Here is a 24388-nt window from a genome sequence, read left to right on the forward strand (position 1 = left end):
GGCCGGTACCGGCGGACTCACGCCAGGGACAGGAACAGCTTCTCCAGACGGGCCCGCATCCGCTCACGGTCGCCGTCGGCGGCCAGGTCGGCATCGGTCAGACAGTGCTGCAGACCGGTCGCGATGATCGCGAACCCGGCCTTGTCCAGCGCCCGGGAGGCCGCGGCGAGCTGGGTGACCACGTCCTCGCAGTCCCGTCCCTCCTCGATCATGTTGATCACTCCGGCGATCTGCCCCTGCGCCCGGCGCAGCCGGTTGACCACCGTCTTCAGCTCCTCGGCTGCCATCGCCAGTTCCACAAGCCCTCCCTCGATATACCCCCGCGGGTATCCTGTCCGTGGGGTGAAGCACCAGAAAGAGAAGGAAATTCCCAGTGACCGCCATTTCCCTCGCCCCCGACCAGGCCCACGCCCGGCTCCACGAGCTGACCGTCATCGATGTGCGCACCCCCGGCGAGTACGCCTCGGGCCACATAGCGGGCGCCCACAACATCCCCGTGGACCGTCTCGACGCGGCCGTGCCCGTCCTGAAGTCCGCCGCCGAGCGCGGTGACCTCGTCATGGTGTGCGCCTCCGGCGCCCGCTCCGCGCAGGCCTGCGCCACCCTCACCGCACACGGCATCCCCGCCGCCACGCTCACCGGCGGCACGACCGCCTGGAGCCGGCACGGACACGACCTGCACCGTCCGGCCGACGCCCGCGGCGTCTGGCCCATGGACCGGCAGGTCCGCTTCGTCGCCGGGTCCCTGGTCCTCGTCGGACTCGCGGTCGGACAACGCCGTTCGGCCGCCCGCTGGTTGTCCGTCGGCGTCGCCGGAGGCCTGGTGTACTCGGCCGTCAGCGGTAGCTGCGCCATGGCCCGTGTTCTGGCCAAGCTCCCGCTCAATCAGCCCCGTGCCACCGACTTCGACGACACCCTCGCGGTACTGGCCGCAACAGGGCAGTAGTAGTCGGAAATCGATGCCGTCGCGATCATCTCCGATCGCTCGATGTCAGCCTCGGAGATACTCCCGTCGGCGCCTCGGCCGTCCGCATACGGTGCGGTCACGCGGCCGGACGGGCATCGCCGATCCCGCCGCACAGCCGACAACCAAGGGGAGGCGCTATGGCGAGTGTGGAAGTGTCGCTGAAGGAAATGATGACCGCGGCCGAGGGAGCGTTGGGGGCGGCCGTGGTCGACTACACCAGCGGCATGGCGCTGGGTACGCTGGGCGGAGGCAAGGACCTCGACCTCACGATCGCTGCCGCCGGAAACACGGATGTCGTCCGCGCGAAGGTGCGGACCATGGAGCAACTGGGTCTCAAGAGCCGGATCGAGGACATCCTGATCACTCTCGAAACGCAGTACCACCTCATCCGACCGGTCACCGGACGCAACGGCAACGGTCTGTTCCTCTACCTCGTGCTCGACAAGGCGCGTTCGAATCTGGCGATGGCCCGCCACCAACTCAAGCGCGTCGAGGAGCAGTTGGAAGTCTAGGACGGCCGGATCCTCTGGCTGACGTGTGCCCACGATGTGAAGACTTCTTCAAGTCACCACATCAGCATCATCCCAACAGGTGGATGCGCGCGGCCGTGAGCGAGAAGGATCGGCAGCGACGGTCACGTGGTGCGGCGGCGCCTTCCGGGCGTCACCGCACCAGGTGACGACCATCCCCACGCGGCAGGGAGCGAGCACCGATGCGGGTCCCCCTCTACCAGGCCAAGGCGGAGTTCTTCCGCATGCTGGGACACCCCGTGCGCATCAGGGTCCTCGAGCTGCTGCAACACGGCCCGGTCCCGGTGCGGGACCTGCTCGCCGACCTCGACATCGAGCCGTCCAGCCTGTCGCAGCAGCTGGCCGTCCTGCGTCGTTCCGGCATCGTGGTGTCCATCCGCGAGGGCTCCACCGTCAGTTACGCGCTGGCCGGCGGTGACGTCGCGGAGCTGCTGCGCGCGGCCCGCCGCATCCTCACGGAGCTACTGGCCGGGCAGAACGAACTCCTGGTCGAACTGCGGCAGAACGACACGTCCCTGCCACCGGTGTCCTCCGGCGGCTGACCCTGTGCGGGGCTGTGGGCCGCGCGGCCCCGTCACCCTTTCTCGGGCGGCACACCGACCAGTTTCGTCAGGAACCGGTCGACCTGCTCCTCCAACGGGGGCCAGGGCAGCTCGGGTTGGTTGACGCGCAGTGACACCGCGCCATGGACGGCCGTCCGCAGATCCAGGGACACGGTCTCGACGTCGCCCCGAGGCGCCAGCCCGGCGTCCATGCAGCGACGGATCGCCGCGGTCGTGCGCCCGGCCATCTCCTCCTTGAAGGACATGTCCGTGCGCCGGTTGAGCGTGCTCTCGTGCAACACCTTGTACAGCCCCGGGTGCTCGCGGGACCACGCCCCGAGCAGCGCGGTGCGGGCGCGCAACGCGGCCACCGGGTCGGTGGCACCCGACTCCGCCTCGTCCACCGCGCGCAGCAGGTCCGTGTGGCAGCGCTCCAACGCGGCCAGCACCAGCGCGTCGCGGTCGGCGAAGTGGATGTAGACGGACGTCGCGGCGATGCCCACCTCGCGAGCGACGGCACGCAGCGACAGGGCCTCGTCGTCCGCGAGCTCGTCCAGCAGCCGCAGCGTCGCGTCGACGATCTCGGCGCGCAGCCGCTCGCCCTGGCCCCGCGGGTTGCGGCCGCGTGAGGTGGTCCGGGCGGCCTTCCGGGCCGGGGTGGTCGCGTCCATGGTTCGGCATTGTAGGGGACGCTCTGTAGGGCTACAGTCGTAGCACTACAGGCGTTCACCTATGGGGGAGTCCGCCATGACACTGCCGACCCAGAGCACGATCGTCGAGCTGGACCCGGCGTTCGCGGAGATGGCTGCCGCGAGCTTTCGACTCGCCGGCGAGGGCCCGGAGCTGACGCCACGCGAGCGCATCCTGCTCAGCCTCGTCGCCGACGTGTGCGAACAGGTCCTCGGAATGCCGTACGAACTGCATGTGCGAGCCGCCCTCGACCAGGGCGTCGACGCCGACGACCTGCGCGAACTGCTCCGCTTCATCTCCTACGACAGCGGATACCCGGCGGCGCTGGCCGCGCTCGTGCGGCTGGCCGAGATCGAGCGCGAGCACGGCCTGCCCGGACCGACCGGCAAGGGCCACGAGGTGAACGCGGACGGCACGGGCAGCCCGCTTCCCGCGGCGATGCGCGCCCAGGTCCAAGCCCTCGACCCTGGCCTGGCCGACTACATGGACCTGCAGTCGCGCATGCGGGCCGACATGTCCCGCATCAGCGTCCGCGAACGGGCGTTCGCCACCATGACGGTGGACGTCCTCTACCAGACCCTCCAGGAAAGCTTCCGCGCTCACGTCGGCCGCGCACTGGGCGCGGGGGCGACACCGGATGAGGTCCGCGCCGCCGTCCGCGTCACCGCGCCCTTCGGAATGACACGGACCTGGCGTGCCTTGAACGTCCTCGACGCGCTGCTCGCCGAGCGGGAGGAACAGGAGGGGAAGCGGACGCCCGGCGCCGCCTGACCTTCCTCGCCCGCGCCAGGGTTGTCTCACCGGTGCAACTCACGGTCTGGACGGTGTCCTCATCGGCCTGCACGAGCCCCGGTCGCCGGGACGGAGTTCTCGTCCGCCGAGGCCGACAACATCACCTACCGTGCCGTCCCGCCTCCCGCGCCTGCGCGAAGATGCGGTGAGGCGGGCTGCCACAGCTCGATCCGATTGCCCTCGGGATCGGTGACCCAACCGAATCGACCGACACCTTCCATGTCCTGCGTCTCTTCGGCCACGTCCGCTCCCTTGGCGCGCAATTGCGCGAGCATCGCATCCAGGTCGCGGACCCGGAAGTTGAGCATGGCCTGCTGGGCGCGGGACCCGAAGTAGTCGGTCTCGGACTCGAACGTCGCGAACACCGTCGGCCCGGTCTCCTGACGCCACAGTCCGTTCTCGTCGGCGTCCAGGCCCAGGCAGTCGCGGTACCACGCGTTCAGGGACGCCGGGTCGGCGGCCCGCATGAAGTACCCACCGATACCAAGCACATGTTCCATGCCGCCATCTTGTCAGGACCGTGATCGGGCGGGCCGGCACCACACCATCGCCCGCTTCACACCCTCGTCTCGACGCGCGGGTCTCGGCCGGCCGTCCGTGAACCACGGCCAGGCTCACAGCGCGGCTTCGACGACGAAGAACTGGGCGTCCGTGCCCGAGCGGGGTTCGACGACGACCTCCGCGCCCGCGACGGTGCTTGGGTTCCATGCGTACGGCGAAGTGGTTCTGCCGGGCGGAAGCACTGGACCTCCGGGAGAACGGCGACCGGGTGCGGGCCGGGGTCGACACACTGTGCATGGAGTACGGGGTGGGTGCGTGACGGCGCCCTCGTGGAGTGCGGCGGCGCTCACTTCCCGCAGGTGGTGCGGCTGGAGCGGGACATCGACGGCGGCTACCGCGTCGTGGCGCAGGAGGAGGCGCCGGACGGTGCCGGTTACGCCGCGTGGGAGGAGAACCACTTCAGCTTCGTCTCCGAGTCCCGGCTCGACGACGCCGCCGGGACGCCCGCCGCTCTGGAGACCGCGGCTCGCGCGCACTTCGGACTGCCCGTCGGCGCACCGGTCGAGGACTGCTGAGCCCAGCCCCTTCCGCCTGGCCGTCCGCACAGGCAGACCTTCTCGTACGGCACGTCGGCCCGATACCTGTGTCAGGTCGACGCGCCACTGGACGGTGGCGGAGGTGGGTTCGCCCTGAAGTGCTGCCGACTTGCCGGTAGGCGGCCTGAAGAGACGGGCGTTTCTCAGATGACGCCCGGGGCGGCAGGCGGGACGCGCGGATGCCTGGGAAAGAGGTGGCGCACGCCGCGTCCGCACAGGTCGAGGGCGAGTTCACAGAACATGGCATTGGCCCAGCCGAACCAGTCCCGGGTGAACCGGCCGGGGTCGTCGACATGGAAACTCTCGTGCATCAGCCCGGTGTCCGCGGTGGTGACCGCCAGTGTGTCCAGAGCCCGCGCCGCGTCGCTCTCGTCGCCTGTCAGGCCGGCGACGGCGATCGCCAGCGGCCAGACGTGCCGGTCCGGGGTGTGCGCACTGCCCACCCCGGACGCGAACCTGCCGCGGAAGTAGGAGGAGTTCGCGTCGGACAGCACGAGCCGCCGAGTGGACCGGTACAGCGGGTCGTCCCGGGCGCACCAGCCGCTGAGGGGGAGGCTCAGCAGGCTGGGGAGATTGGCGTCGTCGCCCAGCAGGACATGGCCCCGGCCGTCCACCTCGTACGCCAGCACGGACGTGCCGCCCGCCTCCACCACCGCGGTCGCCAGGATTCCCGCGTCGATCTCGTCCGCCAGCGCCAACGACGTCCGGGCGAGTTCCGTGTCGTGCAGGACACACTCGGCCAGTGCGGCCAGGCCGTGCAGGCATGTCGACGCCATCGCGTTGGCCGGCACGAGATAGCCGTACGTGCAGCGGTCGTCGCTCGGCCGGAAGCCCGACCACGTCATACCGGTCCACGCCACCGGCGCGCCGCGGCCGCCGAGCGGAAGGGTGTCCGACGAGAAGGGGCCGGAGGGCCGGACGAATCGATACGGTGACCGCTCGTGCGCCTGCTCGACACGCCAGGTTCGGACGATCGTCCACGCGGCGCGGCGAAAGCCGTCGTCCAGGTGGTCCACGCGACCGGTCGCCTGCCAGAGCGCGTACGCCAACTGAAGTGGCGCGCACAGCGAGTCGAGCTCGTACTTGCGCTCCCAGACCCAACTTCCCACTGCGGGACGGTCGGTGGGCTCGCCGTGCGCGTCGGTGGGGCCGTCGTTGAAGGCATTCGCGTACGGGTCCAGCAGGACGCAGCGGATCTGACGCCGCGACACGCCGACCAGGACATCTCCGATCCGGGGATCCGCGGCCAGGGCCAGGTAGGGACGCATCTGGGCGGTGCTGTCGCGCAACCACATCGCCGGTATGTCGCCGGTCCTGACGAAGACCTCCGCCGCCCCAGGGGTCGCAGGAGTTCCCCAACTCATCGACGTGACCCATGTGTTGGTCAGGCAGCTCTCGATGATGTCCGCGGCCGGGCCGGTACCCCGCAGTTCGGTGGCGAGCTTCCCTCCGAGCGTCCTCAGGGACTCCGGAATGCTCCAGGGCGGAGGAGATTCGGGAATGGGAAACGTTACCATCACGCCTCTTGACTCCTCCTGTGACCTACGCCACGGTGTGATCAACGGGGAATGGAAACGTTACCTTGAGGGAGCTGGCGACCACCAGACCGGCGAGCCCGCCCAGGACTGAGCCATCGCCAACTCCCCGTAGGGAGAAGGTGAACGCATGTGACAGCTCCTCCGCGCCCGCAGCGCAGAAAGCTCGGATCGGACGCCCGGGCTGCGTACGTGTTCCTTGCGCCGGCCCTCATCGGGTTCACGGTGTTCGTCGTCTACCCGCTGATCCGGTCGGCGTACTTCGCGCTGACGCAGTACAACGGCCTTTCGGTCCCGAAGTTCGTCGGCTTCGACAACTTCCGAAGGATGTTCACCACCGACCCGTCGTTCTGGCCCTCGGTACGCGCCACCCTGCTGCTGGTCGTTCTGTACGTGCCCCTGTCGCTGGCCATCGGGCTGGCGCTGGCGGTCTTCTGCAACCAGCGGATGCGGGGGGTCAGCCTGCTGCGCACCCTGTGCTACCTGCCCGTCGTACTGCCCGTGGTCGCCACGATCACGCTGTGGAAGTTCGTCTTCAATCCCCAAGTCGGCCTGGCGAACCAGGTGCTGACGTGGCTTCATCTCCCGACGAGTGAGTGGCTGTCCGGTTCGGACTCGGCGATGCCCTCGATCGTGATCGTCATGCTGTGGAGCGTCGGCTCAACAATGATCATTTTCCTCGCCGCGCTTCAGGCGGTTCCCACCGAGCTCTACGAAGCGGCCAGGCTCGACGGCGCCGGACCCAGGACGGTGTTCTTCCGGATCACCCTGCCGCTGATCAGCCCGATCATGGTGCTGCAGGTCGTGCTGCAGATGGTGACCGCCCTCCAGGCCTTCAACCAGCCCAAGATCCTCTCCCCGGACGGCATGGGCGGCCCGGGATTCAGCACCAGGGTGCTGATGCTGTCGATCTACACCAACGGCTTCCCCAGCCTCGGCCGGGTCGCTCAACTCGGCTACGCCTCCGCCCAGGTGTGGGTGCTCTTCCTCGTCATCGTCGTCCTGATCGCCGCCACCGCTCGCTTCTCCTCGATTTGGACCTACAGTGACCACGTCTCCTGACGTCATGAAGACATCGCCGCCGACCGCTCCGCCGCCGCCCGACAGCGCGGGGGCGGCCCGACCGCGGGGCAGGGCCGCACGTGCCGCGTCCTGGTACACCGTCGCGCTGCTCATCAGCTCCGTGATGATCCTGCCCATCCTGTGGATGTTCACCGTCGCGCTCAAAGGGCCTTCGGCCGTCTTCGAAGTGCCGCCGAAACTGCTGCCCCACGAGTTCCATTTCAAGAACTTCATCGACGGGCCGAAGGCGATCCACTTCCCGCGGCTGTTGCTCAACTCCCTCGTCATCACCGGACTTTCGGTGATCGGCGGGGTGATGACATCGATGATGGCCGGATACGCCCTGGCCCGGCTCCGCTTCCCCGGCCGGAGGATCCTGTTCTACGTCTTCGTCGGCAGCATGCTCCTGCCACCGGTGGTCGGCATCATCCCGCTGTTCCAGCTGTTCAAGGACATCGGCTGGTACGACACCTGGCTGCCGCTGATCGTGCCGGCCTGGCTGGGCGGCAATCCGCTGTTCATCTTCCTCGCCCGCCAGTACTTCCTCTCCATTCCCCAGTCCATCGACGAGGCCGCCAAGGTCGACGGCGCGGGACACCTCCGGATCTTCGTGAGCGTCATGCTGCCCCTCACCCGACCGGCCTGGATCACCATGTCCATCCTGGCCTTCCAGATGTCGTGGAACGACTACCTCAACCCGCTGATCTATCTCTACTCGTCCCAGAAGTGGCCGCTGAGCGTCGGCATGGCCTCCTTCGTCTCCCAGTTCGCCGGCCAGACCCCGGACTGGAACCTCTACATGGCCACCAACCTGCTCTACATGCTGCCCCCACTGGCCGTGTTCTTCGTGGCCCAGCGCTACTTCATCCAAGGCCTGAGCGCTCTGGGCACCGTCAACCAGCGCTGACCCGCACCACGTCAGCCGACCCACTCCCCGTACCAGGAGGCCACGTTGAAACGAACACTCCATGCAGCCGGAGCGCTGTTGGCGGCAGGCGGACTGCTGGCCACCTCGGCCTGCGGCGGCTCCTCGGGACAGGAGTCGGACGGGAAGACCACGGTCACCGTGATGACCTGGGAGTCGAACGCGACCAACAAGCTCATCGACCAGGCCCTGGCCGGTTTCCAGGACCCCGACATCACGGTCAAACGCATCGACACGCCCAACGGCAACTACAGCGACAAGCTCTCGGCGCTGACCCAGGCCAAGAAACTCCCCGACCTCTTTTGGTGCGGCAACGACACCGAGCAGCAGTACACCGGACAGGGACTGCTCACCGACTGGTCCTCGAAGCTCTCCGGTTCCGGCGACTTCGGCACCGGCAGCTTCGACTCCACGGCCATGAAGAACTGGAAGACCGCCGACGGCAGGATCGGCGGCGTCCCCTCTCTGATGAACACCTATGGCGTCTGGTACGACATCGACGCCTTCAAGGCAGCCGGCATCCCGGTACCCGCGGCCGGCTGGACCTGGGACCAGATGTACGAGGCCGCCGCCAAGCTGCACGCGAAAGGCGCCAAGTACGGCCTGGTCGCCGACGCCATGACCGCTCTCGACGCCCCCTTCAGCCTCAGCCTCTACTCCCAGTCCGCCGGCGGCGCGCCCTTCACCGACGACGTCCACCACCCCACCAAAGTCACGGTCGACGCCACGTTCACCGAAGGCGTCAGCAAGCTCGTGGCAGGGATCAAGAGCGGCGCCGTAGCGCCTCCCGGCTATGACATCTCCAACCAGCAGTCGCTGTTCTCCGCCGGGGAGATCCCCATGCTCTGGAGCGGCCAGTGGCTGGCCGCCGGCTTCCTCACGGACAAACCGAAGATCAAGTACGGGTTCGCGCCCCTGCCCCAGGCCGACGAACCGGCCACGCTGTACGACGCCGTGGGCATCTGCACCCCCTCGTACACCAAGAACGCGGACGCCACCTTCAAGGTCCTCAAGTACCTCGACTCAACCGTGTGGACCAAGGTGCTCCCCGACTCGCCCGTGGCGGTGCCGGCCTACACCGGTGCTCAGGACTCCTACTTCAACGCCCTCGACAAGGCGGGGCAGACGACCGTCGCCTCCACCGTCAGGACGGATCTGAAGGCCTCGTCCACCATCGGCGTGCGCTTCACCACCCAGTGGGCCAGCCAGGCCGGCGACCTGATCACGGCGTACTGGCCCGACATCCTCCAGGGCAAGAAGCCGCTGTCCGATCTGCAGACCATGGCCGACAAGATCAACGAAGTGATCAAGAGCAACAGCTAGGTGTTCGGTGCGTTCACGGTCGGCGGGCAAGCCACCCGCCGACCGGGGCGTACGACGGGAACGGAAACGTATCCTGAGGGCGTTCGCCCGGTCAGGCCCGCGCGGCGCCCTCGCAGGTGGCCGCGAAACACATCAGGAAAGTTGGTCTCCGCCCCACGTGAGCAGTCGTCTCCCGCAGCGCCAGAACACCAGGCCGACGATGCGCGATGTCGCAGAGCGGGCCGGAGTCGCCCTTGTCACCGTGTCCCGCGTCGTCAACGGCATCGGGACGGTCCGTGAGGAGACGGCCGAGCGTGTGAACGCGGCGATCAGCGAGATCGGGTACCAGCGCAACGAGATCGCGCGTTCGCTTCGTCCCGGGCAGAACTCGATGACCATCGGCCTGCTGCTCGGCGACCTGACCAACCCCTTCTACGCGTCGTTGGCGAAGGCGGCGGTCGAGGTGGCGGCCCACGCCGGCTACGCCGTTCTCCTGAGCACCGCCGACGAGGACCCGAAGGTCGAACGCCGTGCCGTGGGCGAGCTGATCGGGCGACGGGTGGCCGGCCTCATCATCGTGCCCGACCAGGGCGATCACGCCTTTCTGCAGGAGGTCAACGGCCACGACCAGGTGCCCATCGTCTTCGTGGACCGGCCCGCCACCGGAGCCGAGGCCGATGTCGTCCTCGTCGACAACGAGGGCGGGGGACGCATGGCGACGCAGCACCTCATCGACCACGGTCACCGCCGGATCGCGATCCTCGTCGCCCCCTCGTACTACACCACCGGCCGCCGGTTGCGCGGATACCGCAAGGCCCTGCGGCAGAGCGGCATCGAAGCCGACGAAGCACTGGTGGTCACCCTGCGGCGCGGCACCACGGAGGAGGCCACCGCCGCCACCCACGCCCTGCTCACCTCTCCGCACCCGCCGACGGCGATCTTCTCGACGACGGGCTTCCTCACCGAGGGCGTCCTGCGGGCGAGCCAGCAGTTGCAGGCTCGTATCGCCGTGGTGGGCTTCGACGACTTCAAGCTCGCCGATATGCTCCCCACCCCGGTCACGGTGGTGACCTCGGACATCGAGGAACTCGGCCGCCGTGCCGCCCGTCTGTTGATCGACCGCATCAACGGTGAGGACTCACCCTTCCACCGGACCGTGCTGCCGGCGCGGTTGATCGCCCGTGGCACAGGGGAGACGGCTGCCCGCTAGCGGCTCAGTAGAGCGTCGGCCACAGCCCGCGCGGCCATGCGAGCACGGCGTAGAGCTGCGCGAAGGCCGCCTGTTGGATCGCCTCGGTGCCGCCGGACGAGTCGAAGTGCACAAGACCCGTACCGGGATCGCGCATCGTGGACCAGAGCTCGTCCGCGTAGTCGGCCATCGCCTGGTGGTACTTGCCGTCCCCGGTCACCGACTCCAGGAGCAGCAGGTTCTTGAAGAAGATCGAGTTGAAGTACACCGGCTGGGTGAACAGCCGTCCCTGCGTGACGTAGTAGGCGTAGGCCGCCTGGGCGATCCGCTCGGCCCTGCGCAGATACGTTCGGTCGTGGGTCGCCTTGTAGAGAAGGACGTTGACACCGACCGGGACTCCCTGGTTGTACGACCAGATGGTCTTCTCGACCGTCCCTTTCAGGTCGAGATGGTCCCAGTACAGAGCGCCGGGACTCTGCAGATACGTGTTCGTCCAGTCGTAGAACCGTCTTGCCCAGTCCAGGTAGCCGTCTTCACCGGTGATCTGGTGCAGACGGAGGGCGAGCTGGGCGCCCGGCATGTTCGAGACGGTGTTGCGGTCCTGGCTCCAGTTCGCCTGGGTCCAGAAGACGCCGCCGGGAGCGGCGTGCGTGGAGTCGGTGTCCCAGCCCGACCTGACGAGGTCGAAGATCTCCTTGGCCCGGGCCAGTGCCGCCGAGTCCCCGGTCTGCAGGTGGAGTTGGACTTTCGCCAGGCCCACCCATTCGTTGTCGTCGTAGAACATGTCGCCGCCGGAGCCGTAGGGGGCGCGAGGGTAGGAGTCGTACCCGGGCAGCTCGGTCGTGCCGCCGACGGCGTTCCAGTAGTGCTCCTGCGCCTTCGCCCGCTGGGCCACCTCCGCCGCGTAGCGGGAGTCGACCGCCGCGAGGTCGAGGGCCGCGACGTGCACCTGGGAGAAGGGCCATTCGTACGAGTACGCGTTGTCTCCGGAAGCCGCCGGATACCGCTCGCGGACCAGATCGGAGCCGTCGTTGCTCGCCAGGTGTCTCTCCAGCGCGGCGTAGGCGGCGATGCCGCGTGACAACGCCCGTGACCGGTCGTGGAGTTGTGACCCGGGCACGTCTGCCGCGGCTGACGTTCCGTTGGTCGCGGTCAACGTGGCCATGGCCGCAATACCGCCGCCGACCAGCGCCCGGCGAGAGGGATTCAAACGCACCGAAACGCCTCCATTCAGAACGCCGCCGCCTGCGCGGGGCGCGCAGGCGTCAGGCGAATGGAAACGTTGCCACCATCACATGGAGTCGTCAACAGACCGTACAGGCACGGTGGTTCCTCATCGTCGTCCTCAACAGCCTTTGTGGTACGGACCGTTGACGTCCGATCGAGGGCGTGGGATCTTCGCGATGGTTACGTTTCCATAGCTCCGGACACCTTTATCCGTCCGGCCCCCACGGCGAAACAGGAGACGCAGACATGACCGCCCCGTCAAGCCCGTGGAGATCCCTGAGAGCGGTGCTCGCGCTGCTGTTGTTGGTGCTCTCCCCGCCCCTGCTCCTGCTGAGCTCGGCCCCGCGCGTGCACGCTCTCGACAACGGCCTGGCCCGGACGCCCCCGATGGGCTGGAACGACTGGAACGCCTTCGGCTGCAATGTCAGTGAGGCGCTGGTCGAGCAGACCGCCGACTATCTCGTCTCCTCCGGTCTGAAGGACGCGGGGTACCAGTACGTCAACATCGACGACTGCTGGATGACCTCGGCCCGGAACTCCGCCGGTCAACTGGTACCCGACCCCGTCAAGTTCCCGGACGGCATCAGCGGCACCGCCGCCTATGTCCACTCCAAGGGACTCAAGCTCGGCATCTACGAGAGCGCCGGCACCGCCACCTGTCAGGGATTCCCGGGCAGTCTCGGCCATGAGCAGACGGACGCCAACAGCTTCGCCTCCTGGGGCGTCGACTATCTGAAGTACGACAATTGCAATCACCAGAACGTGCCCGACCAGCAGCGTTACACCGCGATGCGCGACGCCTTGGCCAACACCGGCCGACCGATCGTCTACAGCCTCTGCAACTGGGGTCTCGCCAGTGTGTGGACCTGGGGTGCGGGGGTCGGCAACAGCTGGCGCACCACCGACGACATCAACGTCAACTTCTCCACGGTGGTGTCGATCTACAAGGCCAACGTCCAGCTCGCCCCGTACGCCAAGCCCGGCGCCTGGAACGACCCGGACATGCTCGAGGTCGGCAACGGCATGTCGTTCACCGAGGACCGTTCCCACTTCAGCCTGTGGGCCGAGATGGCCGCGCCGCTGATCGCCGGAACCGACCTGCGCAAGGCCTCCGCCGCCACCCTCTCCCTCTACGGCAACAAGGACGTCATCGCCGTGGACCAGGACTCCCTCGGCAAGCAGGGCACCGAGATCTCCTCGGCAGGTGGTCTGCACGTCCTGAGCAAACCCCTCGCCAACGGTGAGGTGTCGGTCGTCCTGTTCAACGAGAACTCGAGCGCGGCCACGATCACGACGTCGGCCTCCGCGGTGGGCCTGCCGGCCGCCTCGTCGTACCGGATCAACAACGTCTGGAGCCATCAGATCGGCAGTACGACCGGCAGCATCGCGGCCAACGTACCGGGGCACGGCTCCGTCATGTACCGGGTGTCCGTCGGCAGTGGAACCAGCGTCGGGACGACACACCCGCTGATCGGAGCCTCTTCCAACCGTTGCCTCGACGCGTACGACGGCCAGACCGCCCCCGGCACCAAGATCGAGATCTGGGACTGCGGTGGCGGCGCCAACCAGGCCGTCACCCTCACCGCCGCCGGTGAACTGCGGCTGTACGGCGGTACCCAGTGCCTGGACGCGTATGACAACGGGACCACCTCCGGCACCAAAGTGCAGCTCTGGACGTGCAATGGCGGCGCGAACCAACAGTGGCGCCTCAACGGAAACGGCACCATCACCGGCACCCAGTCCGGGCTCTGCCTCGATGTCACCGGAGGCGACAAGCCCGCCGGGAACGTCAACGGCACCCAGGTCGAGCTGTGGACCTGCAACGGCGGCGCCAACCAGCAGTGGCGTCTGGGCTGACGGCCCGTCCCCCCACGTCCACGGAGCTGAGATGAACTCAACGGCAAGACGTGTCCGGAGAATCGGGACCGGTCTGTTCGCGACGCTGACCCTCCTGATCACGGTCACCGGCGGGGTCGCGACCGCCGCCCCCGAGGCGACGATCTGCAACAAGTACTGCGACGGCCGCGACCCGGCCCTGTCCCCGGGTGATCGGCAGCCGGTCACCGCCACCATCTACTCGCGCACCCTCGCCCTGCATTTCGACGACACCGACGCGATGGGCTGGGCCTCGATCACCAACGGCAGTCCGACCGACGAGGTCTGGCTCGACCGCTCCTTCGACGGCGGCCGCACCTGGAGCTCGGGCAGCAGGCTCGGTGACACCACCATCCCCTCAGGACAAGGGGGTTGGCGCACCCTGATGTACAACGTCGACGACTGGAACAACAACGGCGTCGGCGCGCTGCGGGCCTGCGGCAAGGCGGGGGACCGGGCCGAGATCGCCTGCACGGCATGGGCCCGCACCACTTGGAACGCGTACAGCCGCCCCACGGCGGCGGCCACCGCGCTGATGCAGTCCTACAGCAACTCCACCGGTCTGTTCGACACCACCGGCTGGTGGAACTCCGCCAACGCCCTGACCGCGATCATCGACAACGTCCGCGTCACCGGAATGCCCAGCTACAAGTACGCCATCGCGAACACCTACGACCGCCAGCTGGGGGCCCAGGGAGGCCAGTTCCGCAGCGACTACATCGACGACACGGGCTGGTGGGGGCTCGCCTGGGTCGCCGCGTACGACCTGACCGGCGACAGCCGCTATCTCAACACCGCCCGTGCCGACGCGGACCACATGGCGCAGTACTGGGACTCGACGTGCGGCGGCGGGGTGTGGTGGAGCACGGCGAAGACGTACAAGAACGCCATCGCCAACTCCCTCTACCTGGAGCTGAACGCCGCCCTGCACAACCGCATCGGGGCCGACTCGGTCTATCTGGGCCGGGCGAACGCGGAGTGGTCGTGGTTCAAGGGCACCGGCGTGATCAACAGTTCGCACCTCGTCAACGACGGCATCGACCTGTCGACCTGTCGCAACAACGGGTCCACGGCATGGTCGTACAACCAGGGCGTACTCCTCGGCGGGCTCGCCGAGCTGTACCGGGCGACGGGGGACTCGGCCCTGCTGACCACCGGCCGTCAGATCGGTGACGCCTCGACCACCTCCGCATCGCTGAACTCCGGCGGAATCCTGCGCGAGCCGTGTGAGTCGAACGGCTGCGGGGCCGACGGGCCGACCTTCAAGGGTGCCTACGTCCGTGGTCTGAGCGCCTTCAACGCCCAGGTGTCCGACCACCCCTACACCTCGTACCTCGCGCGGCAGGCCGACTCCGCCTACGCCAACGACCGCAACGCCCTCGACGCGTACGGATTGCACTGGGCCGGGCCGATCGATTCCACGGACGCCGCCCGCCAGCAGAGCGCCCTGGATGTGATGAACGCGGCGTCCTGACCGGTCGTCGCCGACCGGCGCCGCCCTCCTGGGAGATTTTGCAGGGTACCGAGGACCTGTTGGTGGATGCCCCGTCCGGGCTGCTAGAATGCTGGGCATCATGTGAGCCTTCTCGGCGCGGACTCCGGTCCGCCGAGGAGGCTTTTTTCGTGCCCGGGTCCAGCCTGCCCCGGCACCGGCGGACCCGCTGCGAAGGTACTCACACGCCGAGTGACCTGAACGCGCCGCGCCGCCCATCGGTTCCCGGTTCCCATCCCGCAAGAGGAGATCCATGTCATGGGCCCACGGACGAACACCACGGCAGCGACGGGTACGTGGCGACTCGGTGACCTGACCGTCAACCGCGTCGGGTTCGGCGCGATGCGCCTGACCGGTACGGCGCCCTTCGACCGCGGCGTGCCGCGCGACCGCGAACGGTCGATCGGTGTGCTCCGGCGGGCGATCGAGCTCGGCGTGAACCACATCGACACCGCCGCCTTCTACTTCTCGGCGACGCGCTCCGCGAACGAGCTGATCAACCGGGCGCTGGCGCCGTACCCGGAGGATCTGGTCATCACCACCAAGGTCTGGCCGGCCCGTGATCCCTCGGGCGCGTGGTGGTGGGCCACACCGGCGCAGCTGCGCGGCCAGGTCGAGGAGAACCTGCGCCAACTCGGTCGCGATCATCTGGACGTGGTGAACCTGCGCGTGCCGCCGAGTCGGCGGGCCGGCTCGATCGGCGAACCCTTCGGCGCGTTGGCCGAACTGCGCGATGCCGGGCTGATCCGCCACCTCGGCATCTCCAACGTCACCTCCGGGCAACTGGCCGAGGCCCGGGCCATCGCCCCGGTCGTCTGCGTGCAGAACCCTTACGGGGTCGGTGAGTTGAGTGAGGACCGGGCTCTCCTACGGCTCTGCGGTGAACTCGGCCTCGCCTTCGTCGCGTTCTTCGCGATCGCCGGTTCCGGGCGCGAGGCGGGTCCGGCAGCCGGTGAGAGCGAGGGGGTACGTGCCGTCGCCCGCGCGCACGGTGTGTCCGTCGCGCAGGTCAGGCTGGCCTGGACCTTGCAGCAGGGGCCGCACGTGCTGGCGATCCCGGGCACCGGTGATCCGGACCACCTCGCGCAGAACGTGGCGGCCGGCGCGCTGCGGCTCTCGGAGGAGGAGATGGCGCGCCTCACCTCGCTGCGGCCCGGCCGCGCGCAGTAGTCCGCTGCCGGTCGGAATCCGTTCCACCGGCCACCGTTCGGACTGAGAGTGTCCGTCCGCAGTCGCCCATGAGGTCGCCCGGCGCCAGAGCCCCCTACGACCGGCGTCGGGAGACCGGTGACCGGCAGGTCACCGCGCGGCGCAACTGGTGCGGACCTCGCGGCCCAGGCATGATCCGCCGGACAGGCCCTAGGCCTGGTAGGCCGCGGAGATCTGGCCGACCAGGACGGCGAACGGCACGTCGAGGGCGGCGTAGACGGCGCCGGACTCGGGGGCGGCGTTGTCGGCCAGGGCCTCGACCATGAGGGTGGCGTAGTCGCTGACGACGACGCCCGCCTGCTGGATGCGCAGCAGCCCGGCCTCCCGCTTGGCCTGGCTGAAGGTGCCGGAGGCGTCCGGTTCGGGCTTCGGTACCCCGGGGGCGCCGACCGGGGGCGCCGTGGCCGCCACCGACCGGTGGCCCTCGGCGGTGGCGAGGTCTAGAGTGAGGACAAAGTGGTTGAATGGCGAACGGAGTTTCCCATGAGTGCGCTGCAGCCCCTGGACCTCGCGGCGATCGAGGCGGAACGTACGCGCATCCGCGACACGCAACTGGCCTCGGACCGGCCGGCGAGTTCCGCACGCGGAGTGCACCACGTGGCGCTGCTCTCCGCCGACGTCGAGCGGACCGTCCGCTTCTACCAGGGCATCCTGGAGTTTCCGCTCACCGAGGTGATCGAGAACCGCGACTACAAGGGTTCCACCCATTTCTTCTTCGACGTCGGCAACGGCAACCTGCTGGCCTTCTTCGACTTCCCCGGCCTCGACCTGGGTCCCTACGCCGAGGTGCTCGGTGGACTGCACCACCTGGCCATCTCCGTCGACCCCACCACCTGGCAGCGGCTGCGCGAACGGCTCGACGCCGCCGGGGTCGACTACGAGGAGGAGAGCGGCACTTCGCTCTACCTCCGCGACCCCGACGGCGCCCGCGTCGAACTCCTCGCCGAGCCCTTGGGCGAGATGTACGGCCACTCAGTGCGCTGACGTCCGCTGAAGGCACGGGGCCCAGGGCACGGGGCTGAAGGTCCGGGCCGGCAGGTCAGCCCAGCGTGCTCGCCCAGTTCGCCGGCACCCGCCCCGCGGGACCCGGTGTCGGCTGGTCCTCGGGGTGGCTCAGCGGGGGAGCGAGGTCCGGACCGGACTCGTACAGCTCGGACGTGTCGAAGTTCCAGAACCAGGCCTCGCCGGGTTCGAAACTGCGGATGATGGGATGGCCGGTGCTCCGCGCGTGCGCGGTGGCGTGCTTGGCCGGCGAGTCGTCGCAGCAGCCGATGTGGCCGCACTGCGCACAGCGGCGCAGGTGGAACCACCAGCCGCCGACGGCGTCGCAGTCCCCGCACCCCGGACCGCTCGGCGGGACACTCGGGTCGATTCCGGCGGGCAGGCTCATGAAGACTCCTCGGGTGTTTCGGTGTCCGCGGCGGTCAGCGGAAGGCGTACCTGGAAACGGGTGTCGCCAGGGACGGACTTCACCTGAAGACTCCCGTGGTGCTTGTTGACGACGATCCGCCACGAGATGTCCAGACCGAGCCCCGTGCCCTCACCGACCGGCTTGGTGGTGAAGAACGGGTCGAAGATGCGGTCGCGGATCTCGGGCGGTACCCCGGGACCGGTGTCGCGGAACTCGACGAGCAGGTCGTCGTGGTCGAGTGCGGTGCGCACGGTCAGGGTCCCCTCGCCGTCCATCGCCGAGACGGCGTTGTCGATGAGGTTCGTCCACACCTGGTTCAACTCGCTCGGATACGCGGGGATCTTCGGCAGCGTACGGTCGAACTCCTTGACGACCTTGACGCCGGAACCGATCTTCCCGGAGAGCATCATCAGTGTGCTGTCCAGCAGTTCGTGGACGTCGACGACCTGATACGGCGCGCGGTCGAGCTGCGAGTACTGCTTGGCCGCGTCCACGAGGTGCGTGATACGGGTCGTGGAGTCCTCGATCTCGTTCATGAGGAGCTCGGTCTCCACGGTGTAGTTCAGCCAGTGGACCGCGCCCTGGAGCGTCGCCTCGTCCACAGCCGCGGCGACCTGGTCCAGCCAGTCCGTGTCGAGGCCCGCCTGCACGAACGTCGGCGCGAGCTGCCAGCCGCCCGCGATGTCGTGGTCGTCCAGCCAGTCGGCGAGCGCGTCCTCCCGGTCGGAGGCCTCCAGCGGGCTCAGCGGCGTGGCCTTGGCGACCTGCTCGGCGGTGCGCTCCTGGATCTCGACCAGGATTTCCAGCGTGTCCCGCTTGTAGGGGCCCGCGGCGATCGCGCCGAGCTTCTGCCGCATCTTCGCGACCCGCTCCCGCAGCGCGGAGGTGGCCCGGACCGCCGCCGCGGCCGGATTGTTGAGCTCGTGCGTCAGCCCGGCCGACAGCGAACCGAGCGCCAGCAGTCGCTCGCGCTGCCCGATGGCCCGCTGGGTGTTCTGGGTGCCGTAGAACAGCCCCTCCAGCAGATGCACGGCCATGGGGAACCAGTCCCGCATGATCGAGGAGAAGGTCTCGGCGGGCAGGATGAAGAACCGGGAGGGCACGGTGACGCGGAGGGAGCCCCTGTAGCGCGCCTGATCCGGCTTGCTCACATAGGCCTGGGTGGCCCCCGCGTACACCCCGCGCTGGGAGCTGCGGGTGGTCTCCACGTCGTCGCCCCCGACCCGGCGCGACATCACGAGGGTGCCTTCGAGGAGCACGAAGAAGCAGGTGGCCGGTTCGCCCTCGGTGTAGACGGGACCCGGGTCGAACTCCTCCACCCGGCCTTCCCGGCACAGCCGCCCCAGCTGGTCCGCGTCCAGCTTCTCGAACAGGAACAGCGTACTCAGTTCCCCCATGTCGCACGGCAACGGCCGCCCGCTCATGACTGCTCCAGGTAACGGTGGACGAGCATGACGGCCATGGCTCCCTCTCCGACCGCGGAAGCGACCCGCTTCGCGGACTCGGCACGCGCGTCTCCGGCCACGAACACGCCGGGAACATTGGTCTCCAGGTGGTACGGCGGCCGGTCCAGTTCCCAGCCCTTGGGCGGCTGTCCGTCGATGGTCATGTCGGGACCCGTCGGGATGAACCCGCGCCCGTCCCGCAGCACCGTCCCCTCCAGCCAGTCGGTGAGCGGGGCCGCGCCGATGAACACGAACATCCACTGCGCGTCGACGAGTTCGGTGTGCCCGCTCGTCACGTCCCGCAGGGTGAGCTGCTCCAGATGGTCCGTGCCGTGCGCCGCGTCGACGACCGTGCAGGTGCGCACCGTGATGTTGGGCGCGTCTTCGATCTGCTGGATCAGATAGTGCGACATCGAGGCGGACAACGACGTTCCCCGTACGAGGAGGGTGACCGACTTCGCGCCGCGCGACAGGTACATGGCGGCCTGCCCGGCCGAGTTCGCCCCGCCCACGATGTACACGTCGTGGCCCTGGCAGGCGGCCGCCTCGGTCAGCGCCGAACCGTAGAAGACACCGCATCCGGTGAGGTCGGCCAGGCCGGGCGCCTGCAACTGCCGGTACGAGACACCCGTTGCCAGGATCACCGCGTGCGCGGAGATCGCCGAGCCGTCCGAGAAACGGATGGTGCGGGACGCTCCGGTGACCTCGAGGCCGGTCACCTCGCGCGCGGTGAGGATCTCGGCGCCGAACTTCGCCGCCTGCCGCCGGGCCCGGTCGGTGAGCTGGCCCCCGGACACCCCGTCCGGGAAGCCGAGGTAGTTCTCGATGCGCGAGCTCTGTCCGGCCTGCCCGCCGGTCGCCGAGCGCTCCACGAGCACGGTCCGCAGCCCCTCGGACGCGCCGTACACGGCGGCTCCGAGTCCGGCCGGACCGCCGCCGATGACGACGAGGTCGTAGAACTCCGACGTCGGCGTCGTGGCCAGGCCGACCCGCGCCGCGAGATCCGGGTCATCGGGCTCGACCAGCGGCGTACCGTCCGGCGTGATCACCAGCGGGAGCCGCTCCCCGTCGTGACCGGCCGCGGACAGCAGCCGCTGTCCCTCCGGCGTGTCGGACGAGTACCAGCGGTACGGCACCTGGTTGCGGGCCAGGAACTCCCGTACGTCCGAGGAGCGCGCCGACCACCGGTGCCCGACCACCTTGCAGGTCGGCACGGGCCGGTAGTCGCTGGTCCGCCAGGCGTCCAGCAGATCGTCCAGGACCGGATAGAGCTTCTCCTCGGGCGGATCCCACGGCTTGAGCAGATAGTGGTCCAGATCGATCACGTTGATCGCGTCGATCGCCGCGTTCGTGTCCGCGTACGCGGTCAGCAGTACCCGGCGTGCGCCGGGATACACGTCGAGCGCCTGCTCCAGGAACTCGATGCCGTTCATCTGCGGCATCCGGTAGTCGGCGAGGATCACCGCCACCTGGTCGCCCCGCAGCTTCAGCTCCTTCAGCGCGTCCAGCGCGGTCTCCCCGGACTCCGCGCGCACGATCCGGTGCGACTCGCCGTAGCGGCGCCTGAGGTCGCGCGCCACGGCGCGCGACACCCCGGGATCGTCATCCACGGTCAGAATGACGGTCCGCGCTGTAGCGGCGGCCTGTGCCATACGTCTCCCACCCCGAGCAGGACAGTGTCGCCCTCAATCGTATGTACGAAAGCTCGCCTTCGCTCTGGAACCGCTTCACGCGGGCTCTGTCGGGGTCACCGCCGGTGGCAGGAGGGACTCCCGCATCTTGGGGAGGATGTTGGTGACGTAGTCCTCCACGGCGGTGTCCAGGCCGATGTCGTGCTGGGCCTGCTCGGACAGGTACCAGCGGTGTTCGAGGAGCTCGTGGTAGATCTCGGCCGGGTCCATGGAGCCGCGCAGGTCCAGCGGCACCGCCCGGACGGTGGGCCGGAACACGTCCCGCACCCAGCGGTGGGCGAGGACTTCCGGGCGGGCGGCCAGGGGGTCGCCGGGCGCGTAGTCGTCCTGGGTGGCCATCCAGCTCTCCAGGTCGTTCAGGAGGCGGCGCGCCTGGTTCTCCTCGGCGTCGAGCCCGGTCAGCCGCAGCAGCTGGCGCTGGTGGTGGCCCGCGTCGACGACCTTCGGCACGAAGGTCACCGTGTCCCCGTTCGAGGAGTGCGCGATCTGCATCTCGGCGACGTCGAAACCGAGGTCGTTCAGGCGGCGGATCCGCCGGTCGATGTAGTGGTGCTTGCCCGCCGGGTAGACGGACGTGCGGGTCAGCTCCTCCCACAGGCTCTGGTAACGCGCGCAGATCTCCATGCCGAACTCGATCGGGTCGACGGAGGGGTGCAGGGCTCCCGCCGCCTCCAGGTCCAGCAGCTCCCCACTGATGTTGACGCGGGCGAGATCGAGGTCGTACTCCCGTTGTCCGCTGCTCAGTTGCGGGTGCAGCTCCCCGGTCTCGGCGTCCACGAGATACGCCGCGTACGCTCCGGCGTCTCGCCGGAACAGTGTGTTCGACAGCGAGCAGTCGCCCCACGCGAACCCCGCCAGATGCAGCCGTACCAGCAGCACCGCCAGCGCGTCCATGAGGCGGTGCATGGTGGCGGGCCGCATGGTCGTCTCGAACATCGACCGGTACGGCATCGAGCCGCCCAGGTGCCGGGTGATGAGGACGGGCTCCAGCGGGTCGCCCAAGCCGTCGGTGCGCCCGGTGACCACGGCGAGCGGGTCCACAGCGGGGATGGAGAGCCGGTCCAGGCTGCGCAGCAGTTCGTACTCGCGCAGGGCGGGCCGCTCGGCCAGTTCCTTGACGGCCACGACCTCGGTCCCGGCACGCGCGTAGCGCACCACGTGCCGCGAGATGCCGCGGGGGAGCGGGACCAAATAGTGCTCCGGCCACTCTTCCAGTGGCAGTTGCCAGGGCAGTTCGAGCAGGAGCGCGGGGTGCTCCGGGTTGGTGGCGCTGATCTGCAAAGCCATCGACGGGCTGCCCTCACCTCGGGGTCGTACGTGTACCTGGCCCCAGCATCTACGAATGATCCCCGAGGCGGAAGACGCGGCGGGCGTTGCCCGACAGGAACAAGTCGGTGGTCTCCGCGTCGAGGCGCAGGTCAGGGAGGTGTTCCAGGGCCTGACTCGGCGTGATCATGGGGTAGTTGGAGCCGAAGAGGACCTTGCGCCGTCCCCGGCCGCGCAGATAGTCGACCAGTTCGGTCGGGTAGCGGCGGGCGGTGTAGGCGCTGGTGTCGATGTGGACGTTGGGGTGTTTGTCGGCCACCGAGATCATCTCGGTGGTCCACGGGTAGCCGATGTGCCCGCAGACAATGGTCAGTTCGGGGAAGTCCAGTGCGACCTGGTCGATGTACGGGATCGGCCGGCCCGTTTCCGAGGGGCGCAGCGGTCCGGTGTGTCCGACCTGGGTGCAGAACGGGATGCCGAGCTCGACGCAGGCGGTGTACAGCGGGTAGTAGAGCCGGTCGGTGGGTGGCAGCTGCCACAGCCACGGCACGATCCTGAGGGCCACGAAGCCCAGCTCCCGGACGGCCCGTCGCAGCTCCCGCACGGCCGCGACGGGCTGGGTCAGGTCCACGCCCGCGACCCCGCGCAGCCGCCCCTCGGACCGGGCGACGAACTCGGCGACCTCGTCGTTGTCGATGAGGGGCCCCTGCGGCCCGTACCAGGCCGCGGACAGCCCGATCTCCACGTCGGCAGCCGCGAGCGCCGCCACCGTGACCTTCACCGGAAGCGGCTCCTCCAGCAGCTCCATGCGGGTCCAGCGGCGCAGCGACTCGAACATCTCGTGGTTGGAGTGGCGCAGTGTGGGGTGCTGCATCCACGCGTCGACGACCGGCATGATCCCGTACCCTCCCCGGGGCTCGTAACTAAGCGGTTGCTCATCCCGACCCTAGAGGGGTTCGCGCGCGGAGTCAGTGCTTCGCGGGAACCATGGGTGGGGACCGAGGAGCGAGAGGACTCCGCCATGCCGACACGGGCACAGACGCAGGAACGTGGGCCTCGACCTGGTGGTCGAGGGTGACGCGGTCCGGATCACCGACGAGAAGCGGCTGGCCGAGCTGGCGGCGGCGTGGGAGGCGAAGTACGGCCCGGAGTGGCACTTCGAGGTGCGCAGTGGGGCCTTCGACTCCGCCACGGCGGCTGCGGCGCCGCCGTCGACGGAGGAAGCCGGGGACGCGGGCCTCGCCCTGGTCTTCGAGGTGGCGCCCCACACCGTCTTCGGGTTCGGCAGGGGCAGGACTTTCAGCCAGACCTGTTATCGCTTCACCCGTTGACCATGGCATCGACGAGAGCCGTCAGCGCCGAGGCGAGTCGTGAGAACCCCGGGCCCGTGGGGCCTCCCGGTTCGCTCATGTACGTGTCCCGGCGGATCTCCACCATCAGGGCGGTGACCCGCGGCTCCCTCTCGTAGAAGCGCAGCGGGACGTACGCGCCGGAGAACGGGCTGTCGATCCCGACACCGCTCAGGATCGCGAACGCCTTCTCCGCGAGGGTGACCAGCTCGGGCGGCGTGTGAAAGGAGTCGGTTCCCAGGCAGACCTGCGGTCGCGGGCCGTCGCCGTGCAGCTCGTACGGCAGCCGGGCCGTCGGATACGAGTGGACGTCGACGATCACCGCCCGCCCGGCGACGGCGAGCCGGTCGGCCACCGCCGCGGTCATGGCCGCCGCGTACGGGTGGAAGTAGCGCTCGATCAGTGGCCTCGGGTCGGCGTCGGCGGGCCGCAGCGGTGTGCGCCGGGTCGTCCGTGTGTAGACCGCGCCCATTCCGACGGACAGCATCTCCTCCCGTTCGTCGGGAAAGCGTTCGGGATCGACCACCAGCCGGGACAGCCGGTTCACGAACCGCCACGGTGTGACCTCGGCCGCCCGCGCCGCGGCCGCGGCCAGCTCCGCGGTGTGCGCGTCCGTGATGTGGTCCAACTCCCGCTCCAGCGCGGCGTCGTCGAGCGCGATTCCGGCGCGCACCGGCGCCGGAATGCGCCGCGAGGAGTGCGGGACGTGCAGGATGACGGGGGAGTCGGGGGCACCGGGCAGGAGCTCGAAGGACGTTTCGTCGCGGTCAGGAGTCTGGTTCACGTGAGATT

Annotated in this window: 25 protein-coding genes and 1 pseudogene; 14 read left to right on the top strand and 12 right to left on the bottom strand. The window is 68.9% G+C overall.

Annotated features, from left to right (window positions below):
• Positions 1 to 17: 17 nt before the first annotated feature.
• Positions 18 to 299 (bottom strand): metal-sensitive transcriptional regulator, encoded by a 282-nt coding sequence (locus AAFF41_RS45980; RefSeq protein WP_319750422.1) that lies wholly within the window; start codon positions 297 to 299, stop codon positions 18 to 20.
• Positions 300 to 373: 74 nt separating this feature from the next.
• Between AAFF41_RS45980 and AAFF41_RS45985 the strand changes: the two genes are divergently transcribed.
• The 3 genes from AAFF41_RS45985 to AAFF41_RS45995 all read left to right on the top strand — a co-directional run bounded on the left by AAFF41_RS45985 (position 374) and on the right by AAFF41_RS45995 (position 2039).
• The gene (locus tag AAFF41_RS45985) at positions 374 to 946 is read left to right on the top strand and encodes a rhodanese-like domain-containing protein (protein ID WP_319750421.1); all 573 of its coding nucleotides are present in this window, start codon (positions 374 to 376) and stop codon (positions 944 to 946) included.
• Positions 947 to 1104: 158 nt separating this feature from the next.
• On the top strand, positions 1105 to 1479 hold the full coding sequence (locus AAFF41_RS45990) for a roadblock/LC7 domain-containing protein (RefSeq protein ID WP_181648450.1): 375 nt from the start codon (positions 1105 to 1107) through the stop codon (positions 1477 to 1479).
• A gap of 200 nt (positions 1480 to 1679) precedes the next feature.
• Positions 1680 to 2039 (top strand): ArsR/SmtB family transcription factor, encoded by a 360-nt coding sequence (locus tag AAFF41_RS45995; protein ID WP_060900065.1) that lies wholly within the window; start codon positions 1680 to 1682, stop codon positions 2037 to 2039.
• Positions 2040 to 2071: 32 nt separating this feature from the next.
• Here the strand turns inward: AAFF41_RS45995 and AAFF41_RS46000 are convergent, their stop codons facing one another.
• Positions 2072 to 2710, bottom strand: coding sequence for a TetR/AcrR family transcriptional regulator (locus AAFF41_RS46000; RefSeq protein WP_319750420.1), 639 nt, complete (start codon positions 2708 to 2710; stop codon positions 2072 to 2074).
• A gap of 76 nt (positions 2711 to 2786) precedes the next feature.
• On the opposite strand from AAFF41_RS46000, the gene AAFF41_RS46005 reads away from it, so the two are divergent.
• Positions 2787 to 3500, top strand: a complete 714-nt coding sequence (locus AAFF41_RS46005) for a carboxymuconolactone decarboxylase family protein (RefSeq protein ID WP_319750418.1) — start codon at positions 2787 to 2789, stop codon at positions 3498 to 3500.
• 125 nt (positions 3501 to 3625) lie between these two features.
• Here the strand turns inward: AAFF41_RS46005 and AAFF41_RS46010 are convergent, their stop codons facing one another.
• Positions 3626 to 4021, bottom strand: a complete 396-nt coding sequence (locus tag AAFF41_RS46010) for a VOC family protein (RefSeq protein ID WP_319750416.1) — start codon at positions 4019 to 4021, stop codon at positions 3626 to 3628.
• 312 nt (positions 4022 to 4333) lie between these two features.
• Between AAFF41_RS46010 and AAFF41_RS46015 the strand changes: the two genes are divergently transcribed.
• Positions 4334 to 4597, top strand: coding sequence for a hypothetical protein (locus AAFF41_RS46015; protein ID WP_319750415.1), 264 nt, complete (start codon positions 4334 to 4336; stop codon positions 4595 to 4597).
• Between the two features lie 164 nt (positions 4598 to 4761).
• Here the strand turns inward: AAFF41_RS46015 and AAFF41_RS46020 are convergent, their stop codons facing one another.
• On the bottom strand, positions 4762 to 6135 hold the full coding sequence (locus tag AAFF41_RS46020; protein WP_343326460.1) for a glycoside hydrolase family 125 protein: 1374 nt from the start codon (positions 6133 to 6135) through the stop codon (positions 4762 to 4764).
• Between the two features lie 150 nt (positions 6136 to 6285).
• Between AAFF41_RS46020 and AAFF41_RS46025 the strand changes: the two genes are divergently transcribed.
• The 4 genes from AAFF41_RS46025 to AAFF41_RS46040 all read left to right on the top strand — a co-directional run bounded on the left by AAFF41_RS46025 (position 6286) and on the right by AAFF41_RS46040 (position 10652).
• Positions 6286 to 7215, top strand: a complete 930-nt coding sequence (locus AAFF41_RS46025) for a carbohydrate ABC transporter permease (protein WP_319750414.1) — start codon at positions 6286 to 6288, stop codon at positions 7213 to 7215.
• Positions 7216 to 7219: 4 nt separating this feature from the next.
• The gene (locus AAFF41_RS46030) at positions 7220 to 8122 is read left to right on the top strand and encodes a carbohydrate ABC transporter permease (RefSeq protein WP_319750413.1); all 903 of its coding nucleotides are present in this window, start codon (positions 7220 to 7222) and stop codon (positions 8120 to 8122) included.
• A gap of 45 nt (positions 8123 to 8167) precedes the next feature.
• Positions 8168 to 9463 (top strand): ABC transporter substrate-binding protein, encoded by a 1296-nt coding sequence (locus AAFF41_RS46035; protein ID WP_319750412.1) that lies wholly within the window; start codon positions 8168 to 8170, stop codon positions 9461 to 9463.
• Between the two features lie 199 nt (positions 9464 to 9662).
• Positions 9663 to 10652 carry a LacI family DNA-binding transcriptional regulator gene (locus AAFF41_RS46040; RefSeq protein WP_319750411.1) on the top strand — a complete coding sequence of 330 codons (990 nt, stop codon included), beginning with the start codon at positions 9663 to 9665 and terminating at the stop codon, positions 10650 to 10652.
• 4 nt (positions 10653 to 10656) lie between these two features.
• Here AAFF41_RS46040 and AAFF41_RS46045 read toward each other — a convergent pair whose 3' ends face one another.
• Positions 10657 to 11796 carry a glycoside hydrolase family 76 protein gene (locus AAFF41_RS46045; protein ID WP_319750410.1) on the bottom strand — a complete coding sequence of 380 codons (1140 nt, stop codon included), beginning with the start codon at positions 11794 to 11796 and terminating at the stop codon, positions 10657 to 10659.
• Positions 11797 to 12104: 308 nt separating this feature from the next.
• Between AAFF41_RS46045 and AAFF41_RS46050 the strand changes: the two genes are divergently transcribed.
• The 3 genes from AAFF41_RS46050 to AAFF41_RS46060 all read left to right on the top strand — a co-directional run bounded on the left by AAFF41_RS46050 (position 12105) and on the right by AAFF41_RS46060 (position 16395).
• Complete coding sequence (locus tag AAFF41_RS46050; RefSeq protein ID WP_319750409.1) at positions 12105 to 13715, top strand: glycoside hydrolase family 27 protein; 1611 nt, start codon at positions 12105 to 12107, stop codon at positions 13713 to 13715.
• A gap of 31 nt (positions 13716 to 13746) precedes the next feature.
• A complete protein-coding gene (locus tag AAFF41_RS46055) occupies positions 13747 to 15207 on the top strand; it encodes a glycoside hydrolase family 76 protein (protein WP_319750408.1) in 1461 nt (486 codons plus the stop codon).
• A gap of 276 nt (positions 15208 to 15483) precedes the next feature.
• Positions 15484 to 16395 (top strand): aldo/keto reductase, encoded by a 912-nt coding sequence (locus tag AAFF41_RS46060; RefSeq protein WP_319750407.1) that lies wholly within the window; start codon positions 15484 to 15486, stop codon positions 16393 to 16395.
• Positions 16396 to 16584: 189 nt separating this feature from the next.
• Here the strand turns inward: AAFF41_RS46060 and AAFF41_RS46065 are convergent, their stop codons facing one another.
• Positions 16585 to 16845 (bottom strand): cysteine hydrolase family protein, encoded by a 261-nt coding sequence (locus AAFF41_RS46065; RefSeq protein WP_319750406.1) that lies wholly within the window; start codon positions 16843 to 16845, stop codon positions 16585 to 16587.
• 72 nt (positions 16846 to 16917) lie between these two features.
• On the opposite strand from AAFF41_RS46065, the gene AAFF41_RS46070 reads away from it, so the two are divergent.
• Positions 16918 to 17418, top strand: a complete 501-nt coding sequence (locus AAFF41_RS46070) for a VOC family protein (protein WP_319750405.1) — start codon at positions 16918 to 16920, stop codon at positions 17416 to 17418.
• 55 nt (positions 17419 to 17473) lie between these two features.
• Here the strand turns inward: AAFF41_RS46070 and AAFF41_RS46075 are convergent, their stop codons facing one another.
• The 5 genes from AAFF41_RS46075 to AAFF41_RS46095 form a co-directional block, all read right to left on the bottom strand.
• A complete protein-coding gene (locus AAFF41_RS46075; RefSeq protein WP_319750404.1) occupies positions 17474 to 17824 on the bottom strand; it encodes a UBP-type zinc finger domain-containing protein in 351 nt (116 codons plus the stop codon).
• On the bottom strand, positions 17821 to 19269 hold the full coding sequence (locus AAFF41_RS46080; RefSeq protein ID WP_319750403.1) for an ATP-binding protein: 1449 nt from the start codon (positions 19267 to 19269) through the stop codon (positions 17821 to 17823). The genes AAFF41_RS46075 and AAFF41_RS46080 overlap by 4 nt, the downstream gene beginning before the upstream one ends.
• The gene (locus AAFF41_RS46085) at positions 19266 to 20942 is read right to left on the bottom strand and encodes an NAD(P)/FAD-dependent oxidoreductase (protein WP_319750402.1); all 1677 of its coding nucleotides are present in this window, start codon (positions 20940 to 20942) and stop codon (positions 19266 to 19268) included. Before AAFF41_RS46085 ends, AAFF41_RS46080 begins: the two co-directional genes overlap by 4 nt.
• A 75-nt stretch (positions 20943 to 21017) precedes the next feature.
• The gene (locus AAFF41_RS46090; RefSeq protein ID WP_319750400.1) at positions 21018 to 22268 is read right to left on the bottom strand and encodes a DUF4032 domain-containing protein; all 1251 of its coding nucleotides are present in this window, start codon (positions 22266 to 22268) and stop codon (positions 21018 to 21020) included.
• 49 nt (positions 22269 to 22317) lie between these two features.
• Positions 22318 to 23142, bottom strand: coding sequence for an amidohydrolase family protein (locus tag AAFF41_RS46095; RefSeq protein WP_319750399.1), 825 nt, complete (start codon positions 23140 to 23142; stop codon positions 22318 to 22320).
• A 157-nt stretch (positions 23143 to 23299) separates the two neighbouring features.
• Between AAFF41_RS46095 and AAFF41_RS46100 the strand changes: the two are divergent.
• Positions 23300 to 23578 (top strand): annotated as a pseudogene (locus tag AAFF41_RS46100) (hypothetical protein); the annotation flags it as partial.
• On the opposite strand, the gene AAFF41_RS46105 reads toward AAFF41_RS46100, so the two are convergent.
• Positions 23568 to 24380, bottom strand: a complete 813-nt coding sequence (locus AAFF41_RS46105; protein WP_319750398.1) for an N-formylglutamate amidohydrolase — start codon at positions 24378 to 24380, stop codon at positions 23568 to 23570. The pseudogene AAFF41_RS46100 and the gene AAFF41_RS46105 overlap by 11 nt on opposite strands.
• Between the last annotated feature and the right edge of the window lie 8 nt (positions 24381 to 24388).

It is taken from the genome of Streptomyces mirabilis (genome assembly GCF_039503195.1).
GTDB lineage: Bacteria > Actinomycetota > Actinomycetes > Streptomycetales > Streptomycetaceae > Streptomyces > Streptomyces mirabilis_D.